At 56.9% G+C, this 26,321-nt stretch carries 20 protein-coding genes; 9 read left to right on the forward strand and 11 right to left on the reverse strand.

Going from position 1 to position 26,321, the window contains the following annotated elements; translation table 11 throughout:
• A partial coding sequence (locus tag ACR0KN_RS15465; protein ID WP_480654800.1) for a COG4223 family protein occupies nt 1-1,131 on the forward strand: 1,131 nt, incomplete at its 5' end.
• A gap of 10 nt (nt 1,132-1,141) precedes the next feature.
• Nucleotides 1,142-2,629, forward strand: a complete 1,488-nt coding sequence (locus ACR0KN_RS15470) for a heme biosynthesis HemY N-terminal domain-containing protein (protein WP_480654802.1) — start codon at nt 1,142-1,144, stop codon at nt 2,627-2,629.
• A 199-nt stretch (nt 2,630-2,828) separates the two neighbouring features.
• Here the strand turns inward: ACR0KN_RS15470 and ACR0KN_RS15475 are convergent, their stop codons facing one another.
• The 4 genes from ACR0KN_RS15475 to ACR0KN_RS15490 form a co-directional block, all read right to left on the reverse strand.
• Complete coding sequence (locus ACR0KN_RS15475) at nt 2,829-4,016, reverse strand: CaiB/BaiF CoA transferase family protein (RefSeq protein ID WP_480654804.1); 1,188 nt, start codon at nt 4,014-4,016, stop codon at nt 2,829-2,831.
• Nucleotides 4,006-5,517, reverse strand: coding sequence for a tripartite tricarboxylate transporter permease (locus ACR0KN_RS15480; RefSeq protein ID WP_170542443.1), 1,512 nt, complete (start codon nt 5,515-5,517; stop codon nt 4,006-4,008). The genes ACR0KN_RS15475 and ACR0KN_RS15480 overlap by 11 nt, the downstream gene beginning before the upstream one ends.
• Before the next feature lies 1 nt (nt 5,518).
• Nucleotides 5,519-6,001 (reverse strand): tripartite tricarboxylate transporter TctB family protein, encoded by a 483-nt coding sequence (locus ACR0KN_RS15485; RefSeq protein WP_170471194.1) that lies wholly within the window; start codon nt 5,999-6,001, stop codon nt 5,519-5,521.
• A gap of 69 nt (nt 6,002-6,070) precedes the next feature.
• Nucleotides 6,071-7,051: a Bug family tripartite tricarboxylate transporter substrate binding protein gene (locus ACR0KN_RS15490; RefSeq protein WP_170542439.1), complete on the reverse strand. Its 981-nt coding sequence runs from the start codon at nt 7,049-7,051 to the stop codon at nt 6,071-6,073.
• 109 nt (nt 7,052-7,160) lie between these two features.
• On the opposite strand from ACR0KN_RS15490, the gene ACR0KN_RS15495 reads away from it, so the two are divergent.
• Genes ACR0KN_RS15495 through ACR0KN_RS15505 form a run of 3 tightly spaced genes read left to right on the forward strand, consistent with a single transcriptional unit; the run spans nt 7,161 to nt 10,163 of the window.
• Nucleotides 7,161-7,829 carry a response regulator transcription factor gene (locus ACR0KN_RS15495; RefSeq protein WP_170542436.1) on the forward strand — a complete coding sequence of 223 codons (669 nt, stop codon included), beginning with the start codon at nt 7,161-7,163 and terminating at the stop codon, nt 7,827-7,829.
• Nucleotides 7,819-9,186: a sensor histidine kinase gene (locus ACR0KN_RS15500; protein ID WP_480654808.1), complete on the forward strand. Its 1,368-nt coding sequence runs from the start codon at nt 7,819-7,821 to the stop codon at nt 9,184-9,186. Before ACR0KN_RS15495 ends, ACR0KN_RS15500 begins: the two co-directional genes overlap by 11 nt.
• Nucleotides 9,165-10,163 (forward strand): ABC transporter substrate-binding protein, encoded by a 999-nt coding sequence (locus tag ACR0KN_RS15505; RefSeq protein WP_480654810.1) that lies wholly within the window; start codon nt 9,165-9,167, stop codon nt 10,161-10,163. Before ACR0KN_RS15500 ends, ACR0KN_RS15505 begins: the two co-directional genes overlap by 22 nt.
• 278 nt (nt 10,164-10,441) lie before the next feature.
• Here ACR0KN_RS15505 and ACR0KN_RS15510 read toward each other — a convergent pair whose 3' ends face one another.
• Entirely contained in the window at nt 10,442-11,059 is a 618-nt protein-coding gene (locus tag ACR0KN_RS15510; RefSeq protein ID WP_480654812.1) for a response regulator transcription factor, read from the reverse strand.
• Nucleotides 11,056-13,446, reverse strand: coding sequence for an ATP-binding protein (locus ACR0KN_RS15515; protein WP_480654814.1), 2,391 nt, complete (start codon nt 13,444-13,446; stop codon nt 11,056-11,058). Before ACR0KN_RS15515 ends, ACR0KN_RS15510 begins: the two co-directional genes overlap by 4 nt.
• A gap of 244 nt (nt 13,447-13,690) precedes the next feature.
• On the opposite strand from ACR0KN_RS15515, the gene ACR0KN_RS15520 reads away from it, so the two are divergent.
• The 4 genes from ACR0KN_RS15520 (at nt 13,691) to ACR0KN_RS15535 (ending at nt 19,183) form a co-directional block, all read left to right on the forward strand.
• Nucleotides 13,691-14,653: a TAXI family TRAP transporter solute-binding subunit gene (locus ACR0KN_RS15520; RefSeq protein ID WP_010443036.1), complete on the forward strand. Its 963-nt coding sequence runs from the start codon at nt 13,691-13,693 to the stop codon at nt 14,651-14,653.
• Between the two features lie 107 nt (nt 14,654-14,760).
• Nucleotides 14,761-17,370, forward strand: coding sequence for a TRAP transporter permease (locus ACR0KN_RS15525; protein ID WP_480654816.1), 2,610 nt, complete (start codon nt 14,761-14,763; stop codon nt 17,368-17,370).
• Nucleotides 17,367-17,798, forward strand: coding sequence for a universal stress protein (locus tag ACR0KN_RS15530; RefSeq protein ID WP_010443038.1), 432 nt, complete (start codon nt 17,367-17,369; stop codon nt 17,796-17,798). The genes ACR0KN_RS15525 and ACR0KN_RS15530 overlap by 4 nt, the downstream gene beginning before the upstream one ends.
• Nucleotides 17,799-17,977: 179 nt before the next feature.
• Nucleotides 17,978-19,183, forward strand: coding sequence for an MFS transporter (locus ACR0KN_RS15535; protein ID WP_480654818.1), 1,206 nt, complete (start codon nt 17,978-17,980; stop codon nt 19,181-19,183).
• Nucleotides 19,184-19,241: 58 nt separating this feature from the next.
• On the opposite strand, the gene ACR0KN_RS15540 is transcribed toward ACR0KN_RS15535, so the two are convergent.
• The 5 genes from ACR0KN_RS15540 to ACR0KN_RS15560 all read right to left on the reverse strand — a co-directional run bounded on the left by ACR0KN_RS15540 (nt 19,242) and on the right by ACR0KN_RS15560 (nt 26,237).
• Nucleotides 19,242-20,717, reverse strand: coding sequence for an NAD-dependent succinate-semialdehyde dehydrogenase (locus tag ACR0KN_RS15540; protein ID WP_010443040.1), 1,476 nt, complete (start codon nt 20,715-20,717; stop codon nt 19,242-19,244).
• A gap of 216 nt (nt 20,718-20,933) precedes the next feature.
• Nucleotides 20,934-23,120 (reverse strand): HEAT repeat domain-containing protein, encoded by a 2,187-nt coding sequence (locus ACR0KN_RS15545; protein ID WP_480654821.1) that lies wholly within the window; start codon nt 23,118-23,120, stop codon nt 20,934-20,936.
• A gap of 357 nt (nt 23,121-23,477) precedes the next feature.
• A complete protein-coding gene (locus ACR0KN_RS15550; RefSeq protein WP_170591181.1) occupies nt 23,478-24,500 on the reverse strand; it encodes an aspartate-semialdehyde dehydrogenase in 1,023 nt (340 codons plus the stop codon).
• 417 nt (nt 24,501-24,917) lie between these two features.
• Nucleotides 24,918-25,049, reverse strand: a complete 132-nt coding sequence (locus ACR0KN_RS15555; RefSeq protein WP_480654823.1) for a hypothetical protein — start codon at nt 25,047-25,049, stop codon at nt 24,918-24,920.
• Between the two features lie 15 nt (nt 25,050-25,064).
• A complete protein-coding gene (locus tag ACR0KN_RS15560) occupies nt 25,065-26,237 on the reverse strand; it encodes an MFS transporter (protein WP_480654825.1) in 1,173 nt (390 codons plus the stop codon).
• Between the last annotated feature and the right edge of the window lie 84 nt (nt 26,238-26,321).

A 26,321-nucleotide genomic window follows, 5' to 3' on the forward strand; every position in this document is an offset into this window, starting at 1 on the left:
GAAGCCGAAGCCGAAGCCGAAGCCGAAGCCGAAGCCGAAGCCGAAGCCGAAGCCGAAGCCGAAGCCGAAGCCGAAGCCGAAGCCGAAGCCGAAGCCGCTTCTGAGCCTGTCGAAGAGGTTGCACCTGCAGAAGAGAAAGTAGTCGAACGCACCGTCGAAAAGCGCGGCGGGTTTGTTCCGGCGCTGCTGGGCGGCATTGTTGCGGCCGGAATCGGGTTTGCCGTGGGCAGTGGCGGTTTTTTATCCAGTGGGACAGATAGCTCGGACGCGATTTCCGCGCTCGAGTCGAAGCTAGCGGAACAATCCGATCAGATTGCCCAACTGACCAAATCTCTTGCTGATGGCCCCGATGTCTCGGGCCTTTCGGATCAGATCAGGGCTTTGTCTGACAAGCTAACGCCGGTCGAAAGCGATCTGGGTGCCGTGAAGACAAGTGTCGAAGGTCTGACCGGTAAGGTCGATCCGTTGGAGCAACGCCTGACCGCGCTTGAGAAACAACCGCTTGAGGCAAATGTCTCGCCCGAGGCGACCGCCGCGTTCGAGGCAGAGTTGAAGAAACTGCAGGATTCCCTGGCCTCGCAGCGAAGCGAAGTGGAAAAGATGGTCTCAGATGCGCAGGCGCTTGAGGCGAAGGCCTCAGCCGAGGCTCGCGCGGCGACCAACGCTGCAATCCTGTCGCGTCTGCATGGCCAATTGGATGCCGGTCAGCCCTATGAAGAACTGGTTGCTGAGTTGAAAGCCGGGGGTGTTGACGTGCCGGATGCTTTGGCTGCGTCAGCGACGGACGGGGTTGAGACGCTCTCAGCCTTGCGCTCGACGTTTGCCCCTGCTGCGCGCACTGCGCTCGCCGATGCACGCGATGCCAACAAGGGGACCGGCTTGGTTGCCTTCCTGCAGCGCCAGACGGGCGCGCGGTCGGTGACACCGCAAGAGGGGGACGACCCGGACGCAGTCCTGTCGCGCGCTCAGGCGGCGTTGGCGGATGGTGATGTCTCAAAGGCGCTGACCGAATTGAAATCACTGCCCGAAGCGGCGCAGACTGCATTGGCGGATTGGGAGCAGGCGGCGCAGACGCGGGTCTCAGCCGTCGAGGCTGCAAATACGCTTGCTTCAAGCCTGAACTCGAACTGAAGGACCTGCCATGCTGTGGTCATTGTTAAAGATCCTTGTTTTTGTTGCGATTATCGGCCTGCTGGCCATGGGTGCAGGGTTCCTGATGGAATCATCAGGCGGCGTGCAGATAACCGTCGCGGGCACGGAATACACGCTTGGGCCGCTGCAATCGGTGATCGCGCTGGGCGTGCTGGTGTTTGCAGTCTGGTTGTTCTTCAAACTGCTGACGCTGCTGATCGCGACGTTGAAATTCCTCAACGGTGATGAAACCGCCCTGTCGCGGTATTTCGACCGCAGTCGGGAAAAGCGCGGATATAAGGCACTGGCGGATGGGTTGATGGCGCTGGCCTCTGGTGAAGGGCGCGTGGCGATGACCAAGGCCAACAAGGCCGAGAAGCTGCTGAACAAGCCGGAATTGACCAATCTTCTAGTGGCGCAGGCCGCTGAGATGACTGGCGATACCAAGAAAGCGTCAGAGACCTACAAGAAGCTGGTCACCAACAACGCCACACGATTTGTCGGCGTGCGCGGGATCATGAAGCAGAAACTGGCTGAAGGTGACGATGAAACCGCACGCAAGCTGGCCGAGAAGGCTCTGGCCTTGAAGCCCCGGCACGAAGAGACGCAGGATGTGCTGCTGAACTTGCAGACCAAGGCGCAGGATTGGGCTGGGGCGCGGTCCACGCTGACGTCAAAGCTGAAGGCCGGGTACTTGCCGCGCGACGTGTTCAAGCGGCGCGATGCGGTTTTGGCCTTGTCTGAGGCCAAGGTGCTGCTGGATGATACGGCAACGGTTGAACAGCAGGAACACGCGATTGAGGCAAACCGCCTGTCGCCCGATCTAGTGCCGGCGGCCGCCATGGCCGCACGGGCTTATATTGAAAAGGGCAAACCGCGCGCGGCAACCAAAATTATCAAAAAGGCATGGGAGGTTCAGCCTCATCCCGATCTGGCCCATGCCTTTGCCGAGATAGCGCCGGATGAAACGCCCGATCAACGCGTCAAGCGGTTCACGGCGCTGACCCGGATTCACCCGGAGAACATGGAGACCCGCCTGATCCTGGCCGAGCTCAACATCGTTGCCGAAGACTTCCCCGAAGCGCGCCGCGCGCTGGGCGATGTGGTTGAAAAGCAGGGGGATGCCAGGGCCTACACGCTGATGGCTGCGATTGAACGGGGAGAGGGTGCCTCGGACGCAGTGGTTCAGGGCTGGCTGGCCAAGGCGTTGAACGCACCGCGCGGGCCGCAATGGGTCTGCGACAATTGCCACGATATTCAGCCTGAATGGGGTCCAGTCTGCCAGAACTGCGGCAGCTTCGACACACTCAGTTGGCAGACACCGCAGACGCCTGAAATCGCCAGTGCGACAGGTGTGCACATGTTGCCTCTGATCGTCGGAACGCTTGAGGATCAATCGGAAGCCGAGGAAGAACCAGAAGTCGACGAGCCAGAGTCGGAAGAGGTGATTGAAGTAAACGCCGAGCCCGTTGAAATCGAGCAAGAGAAACGGGCCTAATGGTTCGATACTTCGTTAGGGCTGTTCATTAGCATGGTTTGAGCTGTAATCAGGCGTGGTGGGTTCTTTGCTATCACGTACCATCAGTCATTTCTGCGACGCCAACAGCCCCAACCAGGCTTTCAATCGTTTGGCAACTCAGCCGATCGGCACGGGTTCCATAGTAATACAGGCCGTCTACCCCGATCGGTCACGTCATTCATATGATCCCTTCTTGTTTTAGTGCGTCGATTTCTGCGTCAGATAAGCCAAGCTCGGACCAGATCGCAGCGTTGTCGGCACCAAGGGTAGGCGGGGCAGTTTGGGGAGTTCTCCGCTCGCCGTCCATGACTATCGGACTGCCTGCGAGGCGCATCTTTTCACCGTGAGCTGACAGGCTCGCTATCAATCCCCTCCCATCCAATTGTTTGTCTGACAAAGTCTCACGCACTGTAAGAACTTGCCCCGTCGGTACACCGAGCGCATTCAATTCGCGAACCCAATCTTCGGCCGGACGGGCGATCAACACACGTTCGAGTTCCTGCCGAAGGGTATGCCGGTTTTGTTTGCGGTCCTCACGGGTCTGATAGTTGGGGTGGGTCAGCAAATCGTCTCGGTTTAGATGCTTTGCCAGGGCCTGCCATTGCTCATCCCGATTGGCCGCGATGTTGATCGGGCCGTTGGACGTGGCGAATGTACCGGACGGGGCCGAGGTGGTGTTTTCGTTGCCATGGGCACCCGGCAACACGCCTCCGAGAAGATAGTTCGAAACGACCCAACCCATTGTCGAGACAACGGCCTCGGTCATCGCGACGTCCAGAAATGCGCCGCGTGGATTGGCGTTCAAGGCCGCGCTGATGGCAAAGGCTGCGGTCAATCCGCCCACAGTATCTGCCAGAGGATAGCCGACCCGGTAAGGTGCCGTATCGGGGGCGCCCGTGATCGACATGACACCGCTGATACCCTGAACAATCTGATCATAGGCGGGGTCATCACGCCTCGGCCCGTCCTGACCGAATCCGCTGATCGCGCAATAGATCAGGTTGGGATTTTCGTCGCGCAGAACCTCATAACCCAACCCCAGTCGATCCATGACACCTGGGCGGAAATTCTCAACCAGAACGTCGGCGGTTTGAACCAGCCTTTTGAGTAGCGCCTTACCCTGCTCGGCCTTCATGTCCAGCGTAACAGACCTCTTATCGGCGTTTTGAGCCAGAAAGCTGATGCCCATTCCGGCCTTGTTGCGTTCAGGATCCGCGCCCAGCACGCGGGCCAGGTCCCCGCTGCCGGGGCGTTCAACTTTGATGACTTCGGCGCCCATCAGGGCAAGTTGATAGCAACAATAGGGGCCTGCAAGAACATTGGTCAGGTCAAGGACGCGGACCCCAGAGAGTGGCTCAGTCGCCATCGGCGATCCCTGCTGCCCGTGCCCGTGCTCGGCGGGCGCGGTAGCTGGGCAGCAGCACCAACAGCACGGCGACGACCAGTAGCGCCAGCGTCATCGGGCGCTCCCAGATAAATCCGATACCATCGTAAAGCTGCATGGAGCGTGCGAAGTTGTCCTCCATCATTCCCCCAAGGATAAAGCCAATCAGCAGGGGAGCGAGTGGATAATCCGCGAACTTAAGAGCCGTCGCGCAGACCCCGAAACCGACCAGTATCAAAAGTTCTGTGGCGTTGTTCTGGCCGATATATGCACCCATCAAGGTGAAGAACAGAATGAACGGGATCAGATAGTTGCGCGGAACGGCCAGGACTTTGGCGATGTAGGGGATCAGTGGCAGGTTCAGGATCAGCAGGACGAGGTTACCGATGAACATCGACATAATAACCGCCCAGAAGATCTGCGGCTCGTCGATCATCAGACGCGGGCCGGGTGTGACGTTCAGCGCGATCAGCGCGCCTAGCAGAATTGCGGTGGTGCCCGATCCGGGAATGCCCAATGTCAGCAGCGGCACAAACGAACCGGTACAGGCCGCGTTGTTCGCCGCCTCAGGTGCCGCAAGCCCTTTGATAGAGCCTTTTCCAAATTCTTCCTGCTCTTTTTTTGGCGCGATATTGCGCTCGACCGCATAGCCAAGGAAGCTCGCAATAGTCGCACCCGCGCCCGGCAGGACCCCGATGAAAAAACCCTGAGTCGATTGGCGTCCAATAACCGGCGCGATGGCTTTTGCCTCGTCTTTAGTGATGCGCAGATCTTTGATTTCACCATCATCGCCTTGCAGATTCTTGGGCTTGAGGACGAGGAAAAGCGCCTCGGGCAAGGCAAACATTGCCATGGCCAGCGTGATGAAGCCAAAGCCGGATTGCAGGTCCATGATGCCCATAGTGAAGCGCGGCAGGTTGAACAGCGCACCCTCGCCAACGGTGGCCATGATCAGGCCGAGAATGGTCATGATCAGCGCCTTTGCCACCTGACCTGAACCGGCAAATGCCGCAATGGCTGACAAGCCAACGACCATCAGCGCAAAATATTCGGCGGAATGAAACAACAGCGCCACGGAAGACAGCGCCGGGGCGAATACCATCAACAAGATTGCCCCGATCGTACCTCCTGCGAAACTTGCGATCGCAGCAATGGTCAGCGCTTTACCGGCTTTGCCTTGTCGCGCCATAGGATAGCCATCAAAGCTTGAAGCCACCGTGCCCGCGACCCCCGGTGCGTTCAGCAGGATGGATGAAGTCGAGCCGCCGAAAATCGCGCCATAGTAGACGCCCGCGAGAAGGATCAGAGCAGCGGATGGATCTCCCATCGAAATTGCGACCGGGATCATGATCGCGATGATCGACATTGGCCCCAGTCCGGGCAACATGCCGATGAATGTACCGATCAGGCACCCCGCGATGACCATCAATAGGTTTTGAAGCGAAAAGGCCGTTTGCAGACCGATCAGAAGTCCTTCAAGCATGTCAGCCTCCGAAAACGCCGGGCAGTGGGCGCATGTAAATTCCAAGTACTTCCTGAACCAGATACCAGACCGATCCGGTTGCGATCAGGGCCACAGGCACCATGATATGCCATTTGCGTTCACCCAGAATGTACGAACCAATAATCAAAAAGCCCGATGTCGCGATCAGAAATCCGACGGGGCGCAGACACAGGGCGTAGACGACCATCAGAACCAGCAGCGAAATCGCCTGCCCAAGGTGGTATTCGCCAAGGCGGCGGTAGTCGATATCCGCCTCTTTTATTTCACTTTTCTCAAAGCCCAGAAGGATGATTGTGCAAGCGATTATCCCCAGTATGGACAGGACCTTGGGGAAGGTGCTGGGCCATATCGGGTTCCTTTGCATGAAAGGGGGCAGGCTGCCGTCCATCGTGAACCAGGCTGCATAGCCATAGGTTAGACAAATCCCCAGCAGAACAAGCGCGATCCAGCGATCCAGCGCCATGGTGTCCCCTCCCGTATTATTGTTGTGAGTTTGGGGGCAGAGCGGAGGACCGCTCTGCCGAAGCCGCCTTTAGAGGAAGCCCAGTTTCTTCATCAAATCGCTGATCTGCTTTTCTTGATCTTCAAGGAAAGCAGAGAAGTCGTCGCCCGAGTTGTGGATGTTCACCCAACCGTTGCGCGCGCGTACTTCTTCCCATTCAGGTGTATCATACATTTTTGTGATGGCGTCCTGATAGGCGGCCAGCTTGTCCTCGGGCAGTCCGGGTGCCGCAAAGAAACCACGCCAGTTGACGAAGGTGGTATCGATGCCCTGTTCTTTCATCGTCTGGGCGTCGGGTGCCGCGTCTACGCGCTCCTCAGAGGTAACGCCGATGATCTTCACCTCACCCTGATTGGCCAGATCGACAGCTTCTGAGAAGCCAGTCGACAAGGCTGCGATTTCGCCAGACAGCAGTGCCGCCATGGCCTTACCGCCTGCATCGTAAGGGATGTATTTGACGCCCAGCGCATCTTTGCCGGCTGCTTCCATCACCATGGCTGCCACCAGATGGTCCATGCCGCCCGGAACCGAGCCGCCGCCAATGGCGGTGGCACCTGGATCGGCGTCATAGGCTGCCAGTAGGTCTGCCATAGAGTTGATCGGGCTGTCCTTGCCAACAACGATTGCCGCATAGTCACCGATGGTGCCCGATACCAAAGTCAAGTCGCGGAAGTTATGCGGGAACACGCCCGTCAGAGACCGGATTACGATGGGTGTTGAATTGACCATCAGCGTTCCGTGATTGCTTTCGGCATTTTCGATCAGATAACCGATGGCTTTACCGCCACCGCCGCCTGACATGTTCTCGTAGGACGCCGTGCCCACAAGACCTGCATTGGTCAGGGCCTCGCCAGTTCCGCGTGCGGTTCCGTCCCAACCGCCGCCGGCGCCACCGGGGATCAGAAAGTGGATGCTGTCCACGACCTGGTCTTGCGCCAATGCAGGTCCGGTTAGACCAACGGCAGCAACGGCTGCGATCAGGGCACGACGGCCCAGTTTGAATGTTGTCATGATGTCCTCCCATTTGACATCCGGCCGCGGGGCGGCTCAGATTATTCTGAAGTTTAACCACACGAACCTGACATCAACCTGTCACGCGTTAGGAAGCGCCCCAGCCCTCATGAAATTCCTTCTGGTCGAAGATAATCTGGATCTTGCAAATGCGATGTGTGCCCGCATGCGCCTGGATGGTCATGTCGTTGATCATGCAGAGAAATTGGACGATGCAACGGCCTATGCTGAGATCGAGGAATATGATCTGATCCTGCTGGATATCATGCTGCCCGATGGAGATGGCCGGGACTTTTTGCAGCGTCATCGGGCCCGTGATCCGGATACGCCAGTTATCGTTTTGACCGCGCGCAGTCAGGTTTCGGATCGAATCGGATCGCTCGATCTGGGGGCGGATGACTATGTAACCAAGCCCTTTGATCACGCCGAGCTAGAAGCCCGTTGCCGGGCCGTCTTGCGGCGCAAATCAGGGATTGCCAAATCAAGGATCGAGGTCGGCGGGATCGTGTTTGACCCTGTCGCAGGCCATTTGAGCGTGCGGGGAGAAACGATATCCTTGCGCAATCGCGAGCTGCGGATGATGGAGCTGTTCATAAACGCGCCAGGTCAGGTTTTTTCGAAACAGAAGCTGGCCGACAGGTTGTTTTCTTACGACGACAACATCTCGGACAACGCGATTGAGGTCTATGTGGGTCGACTGCGCAAGCACCTTGAGAAATCCGAACTGAAAATCACCACGTTGCGCGGGCTGGGCTACAGGCTGGACCATGACGGTTAGTCCGGCTGTTTATGGATCGCTCAGAAACCGGCTTGTGCTGGCGCTGATCAGCGGCGCGGCATTATTGGCCGTTCTACTGTTCTTCGCGGTCCGAAATTATGCAGCGCAAGTGGCCCAGCAGGGGCAGGACAATATCCTTGGTGCGTCGGCGGCCTCGATCCTGGATGCAGCTGCGCTGCGTGATGGGCAGCTCGAGATCGATATTCCCTATGCCGCGTTTTCTATGCTGGCGACCCCGTCGGATGACCGAGTGTTCTATGCAATCTATCAGGATGGTGCATTCATATCGGGCTATGACGATCTTCAGCTTGCCCAAGATACGAGGGATGGCAACTGGACCTTCAATGCGGGTGAGCTTCGGGGTGAGCGCGTTCGGCAGGTCAACGCCAGCCGCACATTGGTCGGTCTGGGCCGTCAGACCGAAATCGAGGTCGCGCTTGCGCAGACGCAGGATGCACTGGCCGAAACGTTGGATCAGATCTCGCGCAATGCGGCCTTTCTGGGGATCGGCTTTTTTGTGCTGACCGCGGCATTGTCTTTTTGGGTTACAACAGCAACCATCGGACAGTTAAACAAGCTAACCACCTCGGTGACCCGTCGCGGACCGCAGGACCTGAGCCCGTTCCGAAAACCGGTGCCCAAGGAAATGGCACCTCTGGTGTCTTCGCTGAATTCCCTGATGGGGCGGCTGGATCAGTCTCTCAGCCAATCGGAAGATTTCATCGCAGAGGCGGCGCACCGGGTGCGTACTCCGTTGGCGACCGTCCGGTCCTATGCCGAGGCGACCTTGCAACGCGTCGAACGCAAGGAAAATCGCGAAGCTTTGCGTGCGATGGTGCGGGCTATTGACGAAAGCTCTCGGGCGGCAGGGCAACTTCTGGATCATGCCATGATCACATTCCGGGCCGATCATCTGGAACGAGAAGACCTCGATCTTGTTGCTTTGACCCATGAGCTTGTGCAGCGCCTGACGCCCATCGCCGAAATGAAAGACCTTTCGTTGTCTCTGACGGGTGACGCTTCGGTTCAGTACTCAGGTGATCCGATCCTGTTGCAGAACGCCGTGCGTAACATGGTCGACAACGCTCTAAAATACGCACCCCCCGACAGCACCGTTGAAATCAACGTCACCGCAACGCCTCAGATCCAGATCAGCGTCAAAGATTCTGGTCCGGGGTTTCCATCTGATGAGATTGACACGTTGACCCGCAGGTTTGAGAGAGGCCAGAACGCGACGGGGACCATTGGTTCGGGCTTGGGGCTGACCATTGTGCAGGACGTGGCAACAGCCCACGGCGGCACGCTGGTTCTGACCAATCAATCAGAGGGCGGCGCATGCGTTATTTTATCGCTCTGATATTTTTGCTGCTTCCGCATGTTGGAACCGCCGACGACTGGGAAGATCGCCGTTTGTTCAACGATGGCGCCGAGGGCACGCCCTTGCGTGTCATATCGAGTACCGACACCGTTCTGTTCGCACCGTTCATCGAAGAGTTTGTTGCAAGAAACCCTATATTTAGTGTCGAATATTTGGTGTCAGGGACTGCCGATATCTATGAGCGCGTTCGAGCAACACCTGATGCATTTGACGTTGTCATCTCAAGTGCCATGGACCTGCAATTGAAACTCGCCAATGACGGGTTTGCACTGCCTCTGGACGGTATGCCCATTCCTGCTTGGGCGCAGTGGCACGACAGTCTGTTTGCCTTTACCTCCGAGCCCGCCACCATTGTGGTCAACCGCGCAGCTTTCGAAGGCCAAACCATCCCGCAAACGCGTCAGGGCCTGATCGAAGCGCTGCGAGAACGGCCCGAGGTGTTTCGAGGCAAGGTTGGAACTTATGACGTACGACAATCCGGGCTGGGCTATCTGTTCGCCACGCAGGATGCGCGTGCGTCGGAAACCTATTGGCGCCTGATGGAGGTGATGGGCGGTCTGGGCATCCGGCTATATTGCTGCTCCGGCGACATGATTCGCGATCTGGCCGACGGGAAAATTCTGGTCGCCTATAACGTGCTGGGCAGCTACGCGGCGGCTCAGACTGAAGGTGAGGGTGCTCTTGAAATCATTTTGCCGTCTGATTTCCAGACTACGATGATGCGAACGGTCATGGTTTCTAAGGCGACACAAAAACCTGAGGTTGCCGAAGCATTTGTGCGTTATCTGATTAACGGTACGGTACAAAGTCCTGAGCGCTCGCCTCTGCCGGTCTTGTCTGCATCCGCCGATAGCGAACAGGAGGCAATCGGACTAAACCCTGCGCTGCTGACCTATCTGGACGTATTGAAACGCAGAAAGTTCATCTCGGCCTGGGAAAACGCTGTTATCCAATAGTGATGCAGGGGCCGATTGTACCAATCGGTTCCGTTTGCCAATGTTGCCGTCGCATAGGGCGGGCCGGTATCGAAAATGCCAATATGATCTGCAAGACGCAATTCGCAAGCCAAACAGCATCTGCCTTTCGACTTTTGCCGACCTCGCAGGATAACGCATCTAAGCACAGGCGCTCGATGAATAATTGCTACACATCCGCAGAGGATGCCTAGGACCAAGGCTCAGTATTACTGCTGCGCCAAATCAAGTTGTGGGCGTGTACGTCGTAACACTTGCCATCAGTGCGTCTGCCCAAATAGCTCATACAGCTCGATGGTCGTTTTCACACCAACCTTCTGTTGGATGCGTCCCCGATGAATTTCCACCGTGCGAGGGCTTATTCCCAGTGCAGTGGCAATCTCTTTGCTAGATGTCCGCGAGGGGTGGGTCAGAATATGCTGCAGCACCTGTTCCTCGCGCTCGGTCAAAAGTCTGCGCTTATCTGCAAGCATCTGACGCCTTGTTTTATCGGTGCGCAGTTTTGTGCCAAGTTCGAAAGCGGCCTGAATTCGTTCAACCAGCACCTGCAGGTCGAAAGGTTTCTCCAGAAAGTCAATTGCGCCTGCCTTTGTGGCGCGGACCGATTCCGGAATGCCCCCATGGCCTGAGATGAATATGACCGGGAGGGTCGAGTCGCGCCGGTTCAGATGATCCTGCAGTTCCAGCCCGTCCATCCCCGGCATTCCGTAATCAAGGATCAGGCATCCTTTTGCATCTTCATGCACTTGGTTCAGAAAGGCCTGTGCATCCGGAAAGTGTTCGACCCGCATCCCACGTTTGCTGAGGGAGCGCGACAGTGCGATACGCACATCTTCGTCGTCATCGACGATGTATACAACCTGCGGATCAAAGATCATTCCTGATTTTCCTCGGATAAGTCACTGCGGCGCAGGGTGAAACAAAAGCATGCGCCTGTTGTTTCGGTGGGTTCATACCAAATCGTTCCGCCGTTGGCTTTGACAATGGTTCTGCAAATGGACAGGCCCAGGCCCATTCCGTCGGTCTTTTGCGTGTCGAATGTATTGAACAAAGTGACATCATCACTGACGCCAGGACCGTTGTCCTGCACATGGACTTCGACCATTTCATCTGTGGTTCGGGTCATAATGTTGATCTGGCCTTTCGCCACCGGATCACGCGCCAGAGCATCAATTGCATTGCGCAGCAGATTGACCAGCACCTGCGCGATCTGTGTCCGGTTTCCGATCACCGGGGGAAGGCCGGATTCCTCAAAATGCAACTTGATCTCATGCAGTTTCGCCTCGGCCTCCATCAGACTGACGGTTTGCCGGATCAGCCCGCTCAGCTCAAACGGCGTTTGACGTCCGCGATCCTTTCGCACCACTTCGCGCAGGGCGCGGATGATGTCGCCTGCGCGGCGAGACTGGCGGTCGATATCCGAAAGGATCTCGGTCAGTTCAGGATCGGGATCGCCGATTTCATCCAACGTGATCTTCGCAGCGTCAACGTTATATGAGATCGCGCTAAGTGGCTGGTTCAGCTCATGCGCCAGCCCGGATGCCATCTCACCCATCAAGTTGACCCGCGCCACATGGGACAGATCGCGGCTAAGGCGGCCGGCCTCATCCTCGGCCTGCTTCCGATCACTCACATCATCGATAATGGCAACTGCGTGATCGGGTATGCCACTTTCATCGCGGATAAGGATTGCGTTGACCCGCAGCCAGATCGGAGATCCGTCTTTGCGGATAAACTGGCTCTCGATTATGAACTCGGAATCCTGCAGCAGGGTTTCGCGGAACTTGACCGCAATCTGATGACCGTCTTCGGGCAGAATGTCGGCCAGCGTCATCTTCTCCAGTTCTTCCGGCTTATACCCCATGATGTCGCAAAGCTGTTCGTTGGTCCGTAGAAACCGCCCCGTCTCGGGCGAGATCTGGGCCATCCCCCGCGAGGCCAGATCGAAGGTGCGGCCATAGGCGGTTTCGAACCGTTGACGTTGTTTGACCTCTTGCGTCAGAGCCACACCGGTATCTTCCAGCTCACGATAAGGGCTGTGCAAACCTTCTTCGGGCGTGATCTCCCCACTGAACAGTTGCTGGCTCTGACTGGCAAAGGTGCGCACCGGGGCATAGATCCGGTCGGCCATGGCAAGCCCGATTGCGCCGGTCAGAATGGCGATGGCCAGCGCGATCCAGACGCCTTGTGTCCGGTTCTTCTTGATCTCGCCAATAAAGTTGTCCTCGGCCGCATAAAGGCCGATTAGCCAACGCAGCCCCGGCTCGGACACCTCGATCAGCATCGCCACATAGTCTTGACCGTTTAGCTGGAAATCCGTGTGGACAGGACCCTCAGCGTCGCTCAGATCGGTTTGCACCACATCTCCGAACGCCATTTGCGCGATTGGGTCCGCGATCTGATCCACCCGGGTCAACTCAGGCGCTTCCATATGGGCTTCCTGCCGGATCAACACGAGCGTTGGGTGTGCCAGAACCGCACCATCTCCGTTCAAAACCAGCGCGGCGCCTCGTCGTTCAGACCAGATATCCAGCAGGAATCCCGACAGGGCGTCGATCTGGATATCGACACCCAAAATGGCGCGGATGTTTCCATCCTCGTCCAAGATCGGCACGCTATAGGTGATCCCCGGCTGGCGCGTCGTGAAGAAGATATAGGGTTCTGTCCAGATCGGCGCTTTGGTCTCAGAGACCATTCGGAACCAAGGCCTACTGCGCGCCTCATAGGTATCGGTGTCGGTGGCCGCCGTCTCAAGCAGAGTAAACTGATCATTGCGCCATTTGAAATCGGCGGGATGCTCGGTCGTGCCCTCAAGAAATGGCGGAACGTACTTGGTGCGATAGCGCCCGGCCTCTTCTGCGCGCATCACATAGACAAACCTGCCCGTATTATCGGCCAGATACATCCCTGCAAGCTGTGGTGCGACCTGAAGCTGCTGGAAGAAATGGCTTTCCAAAACGGTGGCATCGCTGATGTCCAGAACGTCATTTTCGGCAAGACGCCTTGTAGCATCCAAAGCCTGACGGGCCGGGTTCAGGAAACTTTTGACCTGCCCGATGACGTTTACGCTAACCTCGTTCAGAGAATTGCGCGATTGCCGCAAAAGCGCGTTTTCCGAGCTGACAAAGGTCGACAGGATGACGGAAAGGATCGCGAGAAACTGCAACCCACCCAGGCACAATGCAAGCGTTGCACGCAGCGACCTGCGCCTGCGCGCGGGTTCGGCATGATCTGGACGAAGTTCTTGATGTCCTGCGTGGTCCAAATTCTGTCCAAACGACCTTAATACAAGTATCGGTACCTAAGACGCGACCTGCGGCCGATTACCCTCATTCCCCTATCTTTGAATCCAAGCCTATACGTAATCAACCGTATAGACACCTGCTGTTTGGTTTCGCTTTTCTCTTATTCATCGGGGGGCCTGATTCCAGTGCGATTTTTTCTGTTGTGTTCTGAACGGTTTCAGGCGCCCCAACAGATCAAAAAAGACTGACAACAGGAGTGTCAAAGTGTTCAAGAAATCCTCAATCACCGCATTTGCCGCGGCGGCCCTGATGGCACCAGCGGCATATGCAGAAGAGTTTATCACGATCGGAACTGGCGGCGTTACGGGTGTATATTACCCGACGGGTGGCGCAATCTGCCGTCTGGTCAATAAGGGCCGGAAAGAACACGGGGTCCGGTGTTCGGTGGAGTCGACTGGGGGGTCGGTTTACAACATCAACACCATTCGCGAAGGCGAGCTTGAGTTTGGTGTGGCACAGTCGGACTGGCAGTACCACGCGTATAACGGCAGCTCGAAATTCGAAGAAGCCGGCCCGTTTGAGAACCTGCGTGCCGTGTTCTCGGTACACCCAGAGCCGTTCACGGTTGTGGCGCGTGCCGACGCGGGTATCTCGAATTTCGAAGACCTGAAGGGCAAGCGCGTCAATATCGGCAACCCTGGTTCCGGTCAGCGCGGCACCATGGAAGTTCTGCTGGGCGAAATGGGTTGGACTACCGACGATTTCGAACTGGCGACCGAGCTGAAAGCGGCTGAACAGTCTGCTGCTCTGTGCGATAACCAGATTGACGCGATGGTATACACTGTTGGTCATCCCTCGGGATCGATTCAGGAAGCAACCACCGCGTGCGACTCGGTTCTGGTGAATGTCAGTGGCGATGCGGTTGACAAGCTGGTGGGTGACAACTCGTTCTACCGTACCGCAACCATCCCCGGTGGTATGTACCGTGGTTCGGATGGTGACACATCGACCTTTGGTGTTGGTGCGACCTTCGTGACTTCGGCAGATGTGTCGGAAGACGCGGTTTATGCGGTTGTCAGCTCAGTCTTCGAGAACTTCGATGACTTCAAAAAGCTGCACCCGGCATTTGCCAACCTGAAACCGGAAGAGATGATTGCGGATGGCCTGTCGGCACCGCTGCATCCAGGTGCAGAGAAGTACTATAAAGAAAAAGGCTGGATTCAGTAACCAGACCTGACACGGGGCGCCTTTCGGGGCGCCCCGATTCATATCCGGGCTAAACCGGAGACAAGACGGCTGCAAAAACCAAGGCCGAAGGACAGGGAGATACCAACATGAGTTCCGACACACAGGGCAACCGCCCTCTTTCCGAAGAAGAGCTTCAGGAACTGGTTGCCTCATCAGATGCAGGCGCGCGTGATCCGGCGGGAAATGTCGGGCTGTTTCTAGCGATCGTTGCGGTCTTGTGGTCGGTGTTTCAGGTCGTTCTGGCCTCTCCCTTATCGAATTACCTGCTGCCGGGCAGCGTGGTGAATAACTCGCGCCAGATACATCTGGCCTTTGCGATGTTCCTGGCCTTCTCGGCCTATCCGGCGCTTAAATCCAGCCCGCGAAACTATATCCCTGTTCAAGACTGGATTATGGGGATCGTCGGCGCATTCCTGGCGCTTTACGGTTATTTCTTCTACCAAAAGATCGTTGATGCAGGCGGCCTTGCAGACGACACCGACAAATGGTTCGCCCTTGTTGGCCTACTGCTGCTGTTTGAGGCCGCGCGTCGCGCGCTTGGCCCTGCGATGGCTATCATTGCCACGATCTTTCTCGCCTACGTCTTCTTCGGTTCCTCCGAGTGGGTGCCCGAGGTGATCCGCTGGAAAGGGGCCAGCCTGCAAAAGGCGATGAGCCATATGTGGATCACGTCCGAAGGTGTCTTTGGCATCGCGCTGGGCGTTTCAACCAAGTTCGTCTTTCTGTTCGTGCTGTTCGGCGCACTGCTGGATAAGGCGGGCGCGGGCAACTACTTCATCAAGATGGCCTTTGGCGCACTAGGACACCTGCGCGGTGGCCCGGCCAAAGCGGCTGTTGTGGGTTCGGCAGCGACCGGCCTGATCTCGGGGTCATCCATCGCAAACGTTGTGACGACCGGTACGTTCACCATCCCGCTAATGAAACGTGTAGGCTTTTCTAGCGAACAGGCAGGCTCGGTCGAGGTTGCCTCATCCGTGAACGGTCAGATTATGCCGCCCGTGATGGGCGCTGCGGCCTTCCTGATGGTGGAATATGTAGGCATCTCCTACGTTGAGGTGATCACCCATGCATTCCTGCCTGCTGCAATTTCCTACATCGCGCTGGTCTATATCGTGCATCTTGAAGCGGTGAAGCGGAACATGCCGACATTGGGCGACCGCGTTGTTTCGATGGGTCGTACGATTGGCGGCATGGCGCTGTTCTTCGTGGGCTTTGCTGGGCTGTGCTACGGCATTCAGTACCCGATCAAGGCGATCGTTGCGCTCATGCCCGACGCGTCGGGGCTGGTCCTGTCGGCGCTGATTGTGCTGGCCTATCTGATCCTACTTTGGCTGGCTTCCGGAGTAGAGGACTTGGTGCCTGACGATCCTAATGCCAAAGAGGTCGAACTTCCGGTGATCGCCGAGATCTACAAGGCTGGTCTGCATTACCTGTTGCCGATTATCGTGCTGGTCTACTTCCTGATGATCGAACAGAAATCGCCCGGCCTGTCGGCCTTTTGGGCAACCTCTCTGTTGTTCGTGATCCTGCTCACGCAGAAGCCGCTCAAGTCCATCTTCCGCGGCGAAAGCGACACAGCGAACGCCTTCATGGCCGGTGTCATTGACCTGTGGAACGGGCTGATCGACGGCGCGCGCAACATGATTGGTATCGCTCTGGCCACCGCTACTGCGGGTGTGATCGTGGGCACCGTGACGCTCACCGGCGTGGGTCAGGTAATGGCTGACCTGGTCGAGTTCCTGTCGGGCGGCAACCTGATCGCTATGTTGGCGCTGGTCGGTCTGCTGAGCCTGATCCTCGGCATGGGTCTGCCGACCACCGCGAACTACATCGTTGTCAGCTCGCTGATGGCGGGTGTGGTTGTCGAACTGGGCGCGCAGGACGGCTTGATCGTGCCACTGATCGCGGTGCACCTGTTCGTGTTCTATTTCGGTATCATGGCTGATGTGACGCCGCCGGTTGGTCTGGCGAGCTTTGCGGCTGCTGCTGTTTCTGGCGGCGATGCGATCAAGACAGGCTTTACCGCCTTCTTCTATTCCTTGCGTACAGTCGCGCTGCCTTTCGTGTTCATCTTCAACACTGACCTGTTGCTGATCGATGTGGGCTGGGTACAGGGCATCTTGGTGGCCATCTCCGCCACCATCGCGATCCTGATCTTCACCGCTGGCACCATGGGCTGGTTCCTGACCAAGAACCGCATCTATGAAAGCGTGGCATTAATCCTGATCGCCTTTGCACTGTTCCGTCCGGATTTCTTCATGAACCGGATCGCACCGCCCTTTGCGCAGATCGAACCGGCACAGCTGACACAAGCCGTGGGTGAGGCCGCGCCGGGCAGCACCATGCGGATCGAGGTTGCCGGTCCTGACTTTGACACCGGCAATATGACCGAAACCACCGTTGTTTTGGACATTCCGGAAGGGGCCGATGGCACAGCACGCGTCGACGCTCTGGGCTTGATGACGCTGGAAGAGGATGGTCTGGTCAAGCTTGACGAGCCGATGTTCGGCACGCCGGTCGCGGATGAGCTGGATATGTTTGACTATTATGCTGACGATGCCGTTCGCATCACCAGCATTCAGGCTCCGCAAAGCCAGCCTGCGAAAGAGCTGATCTTTATCCCGGCGCTGATCCTGTTGGGTCTTGTCGCCTTCCTCCAGCGCGGCCGCGCCGCAAAACAGGGAGAACCCGCATGACCAAAGCTATTCTGTGCGCCGTGGATATCAGCAATGGCGATCTTGATGTTGCTGTCCTAGAACGCGCCGCAGCGCTGGCCGAAATGGATGGCGCGCGGCTGGATGTGGTGACGGTGACGCCCGATTATGGAGAGGGGTTCGTCAGCAGTTTCTTCGAACCCCACCACCACGAAAAGGTGATTGAAGAGGCTCATGAAAAGCTGGTCGCCCTCTGCGCCGCAACGCTGGGTGAGGAACGCAATGCACAGGTTCGCCATGTGGTGGCCACAGGCAGCGCCTATCAGGAAATACTGAAAACGGCCGAAAGCGCGGGATCAGACTTGATCGTGATCGGTGCGCATAAGCCTGATTTTAAGGATTATCTGCTTGGTCCAAACGCGGCCCGGGTCGTCCGTCATTCGCATACCTCGGTATATGTTGTGCGATAAATCGAACGGACCGAAGGGGGCTGGGAACTTGAGATTGGTTGCTTTCGAGGGGGCAGCCAGTTCGCTCATCGATGGCAAGGCTGCGGGTGAGTTTGTCCTGATTGAAAACGGTTGCCCGACAAGTGAAAAGTTCTGCCCTTTCCTCTTGCTTTAGCCGCGTACCCGTCCGATAGGGCGATATGTTCAAAAGCAGAGCCATAACCTTCATTCTGATCACGCTGATGATCGACGCCATCGGTATCGGCATCGTGTTCCCCATCATGCCCGACCTGATGGATCGCGTTGGTGCTGGGGACACCGGGCAGGGCGCTTTTTGGGGCGGGCTGCTGATGGCGGCCTATGCCGGAGCGCTGTTCCTGTGCGGCCCCATTGTAGGCAGCATTTCGGACGCCATCGGACGCAGGCCGATCCTGATTGCCGCCTTGGTCATGCTCGCGCTGGATTACGTGATCATGGCATTGGCTGACAGCTTCTGGTTGCTTCTTCTCGGGCGCACGCTCGCAGGTTTGGCCGGGGCAACTTACATCACTGCGACGGCTTACATTGCCGACATATCCTCTCCCACCGAAAAGGCTGCAAATTTCGGTCTGATTGGAGCGGCCTTCGGGATCGGGTTTGTACTTGGGCCAGCCATCGGAGGCATTGCAGCCGAGATCAGTATCACCGCGCCGTTCTGGATCGCTGCGGTTTTATCCGCCGCGAACGCCCTGTTCGGTGTGTTTGTATTGCCCGAAAGCCTGACACCCGAAAAACGCCGCCCTTTTGGCAAGCGCGATCTGAATCCGTTCAAATCGATCTTTGACGCCTTCCGGTTTCCGGGGCTGGCGATACCGCTGCTGTGCATTTTCATCTTTGAATTTGCCAATATGGTCTATCCGACCCTTTGGGCGTTTTGGACGCGTGAAGTTTTCGACTGGCCGACACTCTACATTGGGTTGTCGCTTGCTGCTTACGGCGTGATGCTGGCGATTGTGCAGGGGGGATTAATGCCCCTTTTCATCAAGTGGATTGGCGATTACCGCACTTTGATGCTGGGGATGATGTCCGCGCTGATTGGAATGATCGGATTTGGTTTCACAGCGACGATCACCGCCCTTGTAGTCTTTCTTTTGCTGGCCGCCTTGTCTGATCTTGTGCCCGCATTGATGACGGCAATGGCCTCGAACCAGGCCGACGAAGACCGTCAGGGTGTGGTGCAGGGGGTCATCGCGTCGCTATCATCTGTTGCTGCTGTCCTGTCGCCCCTGGTGATGACTGGTCTGTTTCAGGCTTCAGTCGATGCTGAAGGCGTCTACCTTCCGGGCGCACCCTTCTTTTTCTCGGCCGTTTTGGTGTTGGCGATGATGCCTTTGGTGGTTCGTTTGCGCGGGCACGCTTCAGTCTGAAAAAAAACGCACCCGCAGCGACCTGCGAGTGCGTTGGCTTTCGACGACTTGAATGCGCTTACTGGATTTCACCCATACAGAGATACTTCATCTCAAGGAAATCTTCGGTTCCGTATTTCGAACCCTCGCGGCCCAGACCGGACTGCTTGACACCGCCAAACGGTGCAACTTCGGTCGAGATCAGGCCGGTATTAACGCCCACCATGCCCGATTCAAGCGCCTCGGCAACGCGCCAGACCCGCGCCAGATCGCGGCTGTAGAAATACGAAGCCAGGCCGAACTCACTGTCATTGGCCATGGCAACGACGTCGTCTTCCTCTTCGAACTTGAACAGAGGGGCAACGGGGCCGAATGTTTCATCCTTCGCGACCACCATGTCGCGGGTTACGCCGGTCAGAACGGTGGGTTCAAAGAACGTCCCGCCCAGATCCGAGCGTTTGCCCCCCATCGTGACCGTCGCGCCTTTGGATACCGCGTCCGAGATGTGCTCTTCGACCTTGGCGACCGCTGCGTCGTTGATCAGCGGGCCTGTGGTGATGCCGTCGCCAAAGCCATTGCCCACATTCAGATCTTTGGTTTTCTCGGCCAGCTTGGCGGCGAATTCATCGTAGACACCTGCCTGCACATAGATCCGGTTGGCGCAGACGCAGGTCTGACCGTTGTTGCGGAACTTGGCGATCATCGCGCCGTCCACAGCCGCATCCACATCGGCGTCGTCGAACACGATGAATGGCGCGTTGCCGCCCAGTTCCAGCGACATCTTCTTGATGGTGCCTGCCGCCTGACGCATCAGGATCTGACCTACACGGGTCGAGCCGGTAAAGGTGATCTTGGCAACCTTGTCGTTGGTGCACAGCTCATTGCCCACACCCGAGCTATCGGTACCGGGGATCACGTTCAGCACGCCCGCCGGGATACCCGCACGTTCGCCCAGTACTGCCATCGCCAGCGCTGAAAGCGGTGTAAGCGTTGCAGGACGTGCCACAAACGTACAACCCACGGCCAGCGCCGGGCCGACCTTGCGCGCGATCATCGCGTTGGGGAAGTTCCACGGTGTGATCGATCCCACCACGCCCACGGGCTGCTTTAGCACCACGATGCGCTTGTCACGCTGGTGGCCGGGGATCACGTCGCCGTAGATACGCTTTGCCTCTTCCGCGAACCACTCAATGAAGGACGCACCATACAGAATTTCTCCGCGCGCTTCAGCCCAGGGTTTTCCCATCTCAGCGGTCAGGATGGTTGCCAGATCATCAGCGTTTTCGACCATCAGATCGAACCACTTGCGCAGGATCGCGCCGCGTTCCTTACCGGTTTGCGCGGCCCATTCCTTTTTCGCTGCATAAGCCACATCAATGGTCTGCCTGGTGCCTTCGATGTCGATATCCGTCACATTGGCGATCAGATCGCCGGTGGCAGGGTTGTGAACCGGAAAGGTCGCCTCACCCTCAACCCATGCGCCGTTGATATAGGCGCGGGTTTCCAGAAGGCTGGGATCCTTCAGCTCCAGTTTCGTCACTTTGGTGTCCAGCATGATCAGGCTCCTTTAGTAGCGTCGACCGAGGCTTCGAGGATTTACATGGCCTTGGCGAAGATTTTGTCCTGTACCGTTAGTGGTGCGAGGAATCGGATTACGTTCCCATATACGCCACATGTCAGCAGGATCAATCCACGCCTCATGGCTTTCGTATACACAATCTCACCATTTCTGTGTTTGGGTCCTGTCTCCGGGCAGAGATCAAGGTCGCCACTATTGTGAGTATCCGCGTATCTGTTCAATGGCTCGGGCAGCGAAACTCCCCGACAAGGATTTGTCAACGCTTGCTTCCAATGCGGGCAACGCAGATGAGGCACTTTCTCCAATTTCTCCCAAAGCAATGGCTGCTTCTTTTCTTACAAAAACCGACGGGCTGTCGAGCAGCTTGATCAACTCAGGAACTGCTGGTGCTGCTTTGGCACCAAACAGCGCCAATCTTTGAGCTGCTTCACGCTGTTCCTTGGCATCCCCGCGTGACAAATCGGCTTTGAGGCTTGCAATCGTTGTACTCGGTGCAAGCGCGGCCAATCGAAGGCCTTTTTTCAAGCGATTGTTCAAATATTGCTGCGCGCCAATCCAGCGCACGATAAAGAAGTACTCGCGAACAACTTCGTTCAGAACTCGCTCATGCTTTCCTTTCTGCCATCGATCGATCATTGCCCGCGCAGAGCTCCGATCGCCATTTAAGGCCAAAACCGAGGCCGCAAATGGCATCAATTCAATTGCCTGAGGGTTCCGATCCAGTTCATGCAATATGGCCGTCTCTGCGCCGTTCAGATCATCCACTGCAAAAAGCGCAGCACCTTCAAACAACGCGTAGTGGCTGGGATACGCAGGGTCGAGACGCATTGCAGCCTGTACAAAGGCCAGTCCTTCCTCAGGTTCACCGCCCGCAATCAGGGCCCATCCCATTGTCAAATGCGCCTCTGGATCGCTGGGCTGCAGGGCAATGGCTTTTGCAGCCTCTTGCCTGGCTTCATCCGTTCCCCGACTTACGCCCTGGGCACTGTCCCAATCCGGAAGGTTAAGACTGACTATCGCCCGAACGACGTGGATCAATGAGGTGTCCTGCTCCGTCAGTTCGCGGAAGTACTTATAGAACAGACCAATATGCATCTGTTCGTCAGCGCCTGCGAAGCCTGTCCAATGGTGGAAAATGTGCGGTCGTAAATGTGCCAGAGCAAGAGTCGCCCAGGCACGCCCATAATCAGGGTCCAACTCGACTGCGCGTTCAAAATGCGGAATTGCGGCCAGATTGTCGCGTTCATTGAAACGCGAATAAAGCTCCCAACCGCGCTGGAATGCTTCGCGTGCTTCGATGGTTTCCGTTTCTACGTTTTCGATTGCAATCCGACTTTGAGAATCGAGAGGAACATCAAGCTCCTGCGCAATCGCCAACACAATGATGTTTTGCAGGTCAAAAATCTCGTCAATTTCACCATCGAAACGTTCGGCCCAAATCAATCTACCGTTTACCGTGTCGGTCAGGCGGATATTGACCCGAAAACCTTCGTCGGTGCGTCTAAGACTTCCATCGACGACGTAACGAACACCCAGTTTTTCGGCAAAGCCTGGAACATCAATGTCGCGGTCCTGAAAAGCGAAAGAGGTATTTCCCGCGATGACAAATAAACCGGAAATGCGGGATAAATCCGTAATCAGGTCCTCAGAAACGCCGTCGATCAGCATCTTGTTGGACGGGTCGCTGGTAAAATTTGTCAACGGAAGCACGGCAATTGATGGCAAGTCTGGTAGCGGGTAGGCCAATTGTGCTTCTGAGGCGCGCAGTTGCCCCTTTTTCCAGGTCATGGCCCCGAAATACCCCATGAATATCAGCACAGCCATAACCGCAGCCAACTTAAGAAACCGTGGCGCATTCGTCGCTTTCGGCTTTGAAAGAAATGGTGCCGCATCAGTTTCTATTCGGAAAGCCTCAACAGGTTCTGCGATGTTCTTGACTGATTGCGGACCAATTGACTCAAACCTGAAAGGAACCTTGTTGCGGGCATATTCAACGATCGACTGCGATGCGATAATTCCACCCGGTTCCGCCAATGCCTCAAGTCGCGCGGCCACGTTGACGCCGTCGCCCAATATGTCATTCGCGTTCGAGACCACATCACCGACATTCAATCCGATCCGAAAAACGATGGCGCGGTCAGGTTCGATATCTGAGTTTCTTTTCAAAAGTTCCGATTGTATCTCGACCGCCGCACGCACCGCATCGACCGCGCTATGGAATTCGATCAGAAAGCTGTCACCTGCCGTGTTCGCAATGCGCCCCGAATGCCCTGAGACCAATGGCTCGATGACTTCGGCACGGATCAAACGCAGTTTGTCTATGGTGCCTTCTTCATCCAAACCGACCAGTCTTGAATAGCCTGCGATATCGGCGGCCAAAATAGCTGCTAATCGACGATTTGGTCGGCTTTCCATAATTTCTCAGCCTATCATTTGGGCATTTTTCTGGGAAATGGTTTTCACGGCAGAGCATTTTGCGCTGACATTTGAATGCTGCGCGCCAGCTATTTGGATTGAGATGAAGGTCTCAGGCCGTTGAATTTGAGCAATAGATACCGCCGAAGAAGTGTTAAGCTGAACGTCAACTCTGCCCGCCAATCGATCGATGGTCGTTGCGGGTTTTTATCAGCAACGGGCGTCGGCAGTCCTGCGGGCTGACGCCCCATTTGTCCTCAAAAAAGAAAAACCCCGCTGACGGCGCAGCGGGGTTTAATCGACTTTCGAAATTGTGCAGCCTCAGCCCTTTTTCAGAACCTCACGGCCCAGCAATTCTGCAATCTGAACTGCGTTCAACGCTGCGCCTTTGCGCAGATTGTCGGACACGCACCACAGGTTAAGACCGTTCTCGATGGTCGAGTCCTGGCGGATACGGCTGATGAAGGTGGCGAAGTCACCCGCGCATTCGATGGGCGAGACGTAGCCGCCCGCTTCACGCTTGTCGATCACCATGATGCCCGGCGCTTCGCGTAGGATGTCGCGGGCTTCGTCTTCGTCCAGGAATTCCTCGAACTCGATATTTACGGCCTCAGAGTGGCCAACAAAGACCGGAACGCGGACGCAGGTTGCGGTGACCTTGATCGACGGGTCGACGATCTTTTTGGTCTCGACAACCATCTTCCACTCTTCCTTGGTCGAGCCGTCTTCCATGAAGACGTCGATCTGTGGAATGACGTTGAACGCGATCTGTTTTTGGAATTTCTTCGGCTCAACCTCCGTGGTGGGGTTGTAGATGGCCTTGGTCTGATCCCAAAGCTCGTCCATGCCTTCCTTACCGGCACCCGAGACCGACTGATAGGTCGAGACGACAACGCGCTTGATCTTGGCACGGTCATGCAGCGGCTTCAGCGCGACAACCATCTGCGCGGTCGAGCAGTTGGGGTTGGCGATGATGTTCTTGTTCTTGTAGTCGTGGATCGCCTGCGGGTTACATTCCGGCACGATCAGCGGAATGTCCGGGTCATAGCGATAGAGCGACGAGTTATCGATCACCACGCAGCCAGCTGCCGCCGCCTTGGGGGCGTAAACTTTGGTGGCCTCGGACCCCACAGCGAACAGCGCCATGTCCCAGCCGGTGAAATCGAATGTATCCAGATCCTTGGTCGTGAGGGTCTTGTCGCCAAATGTCACCTCAGTCCCCAGCGAACGACGGCTTGCCAGTGCGGCAAGTTCATCGACGGGGAACTGGCGTTCTGCCAGGATGTTCAGCATTTCGCGGCCCACATTTCCTGTGGCGCCGACGACTACGACGCGATAGCCCATTTCATGTCTCCAAAGTTAAGGACGCGCGTTCATAGCCGCGTTGCGGCAAAGAAAAAAGAGGCGTTTCGGCTTATTTCACCCCGTCACACCGATTTGACACAGTTCAATACCGTTCAGGGTTGTTTCAGCAAGGATCGACAAACCTCGACAATTGCCTGCGCTTCGCCTTCGATTCGAAACTCTGTTCGACATGGGTGCACGCGGCGTGTCCCGCGGTGGTTAATGCGGCGCGGTCATGCAGCATATCTTCCGGCGCACTGGCCAGCGCCTCAAGCGGGGTCAGGCCAAATCCTTCTTGCCGCGCGGAGTCACAAACAGATCGAGCGCGCGATAGGTCTCGACAATCTCATCCCAGGGGTGTTCGCCCAGAAAATGAACGCGGTCTACAAGCCCGGCGTCCTGCAGTCTTTGTTCCTGCTAGGCTTGGAACGCTTTGGAGGTGCGGATGCCGATCTTCTTTTCAAGTATCGGCAGCAGCCGGATCACAGTAGTCGTCACGCCCGAAAGGGAATGCTTCAGATTGGGCGCAACCACCTCGATGTCCTGCACGGGTGGCCTCCGGTTTCAGTCCACGCTGTCCCGACTGAATAGATAGATCACGCAGCCAATGGCAAGGGTGGTGGCGAAAAAGCCGAAGATCGCGGTATAGGGCGCCGAGGGGCTGATCGTGGCGCTGGCCGCATGGATGCGCCCGGTGGCAAATTGTGCCAACCCGACACCGCCGATGCCGAAGAGGTTCAGCAGGGTAACACCACGCCCGACCAGATGCGCTGGAATGAAGGCGCGACCATGCGCCATGATGACCGGAAAACTGGCGCCCAGAAAGCCGATGACCGCAAGCAGCAAGACCGAGAGCCAGACGCCCCCGTCGATCCAAAGGCACAGCAGTCCTAAAGTGGCTGCGCCCAGGGCGTTGCCACCGAAGATCACCCATTTGCGGGTCTTAAGGATGCGGTCCAAAGGCCCATAGGCAAAGGTGCCCGCAATCATCGCGGCACCCATGATCAGCGTTGCCTGCCCGATCTGAGTAGTGCTGAGGTCAAATACATCGCGCAGATAAGGCCCTGCCCAGAGACCGCGCAACGCCGCAGAGGGCGCATAGGCCACCAGCATAAGTGGCAGGATGGTCCAGAGGGCGGGCTGTTTCAGCAGGTCCAGAACCGATCCTTTGTGTTCCGTCTCGACCTTATTGGGGTCATGCACCGTCAGCCAGATCCCTGCAGCCACCACGCCCGAAGTGATCGCCAAACCACCCAAAGTCGCCCGCCACCCCATAAGCTCAACCGCCAGAGCCGTGGGGTAAGAGGCCACCAAATTGCCGACTGACCCAACGCCCAGCATTACTGCGGCGAGCGTGGCGAACTTGGCAGCTGGAAACTCTCTGGCAAAGATATAATAGGACGCCATCAGGACAGGTGAACAGCCAACTCCGATCAGCGCCATGGCCAGCGCAACATGAAACGGAGTGGTTGCAACGGCGAACAGGCCAGCCCCGCCTGCGCCGCCAATCAGCAACAGCATCGCAGAGCTGCGCCTTGGGCCGACACGATCCAGAGCCCAGCCCACCGGGATTTGCATTGCGGCAAAAACCAGAAACCAAAGCCCCGACGCAAATGCCAGGTCTTCGGGCGTGGCCCCGATGTCTCTGCCCAGATCGGTAGTCAGCACGGCCAGGAAGGCGCGAAAAAACTGGCTGAGGACGTAAGCCAGACATAAAACTAACAAGCCTGTCTGCATCTGCCGCCTCTATTGCCCGTATGCCCTGCCGAGATGCTTTGCACGTTGTGCAGGTCTGCACAAGCGCTCGGGGTGGTGCGAAAG

This window comes from Ruegeria sp. AP7, assembly GCF_056539905.1.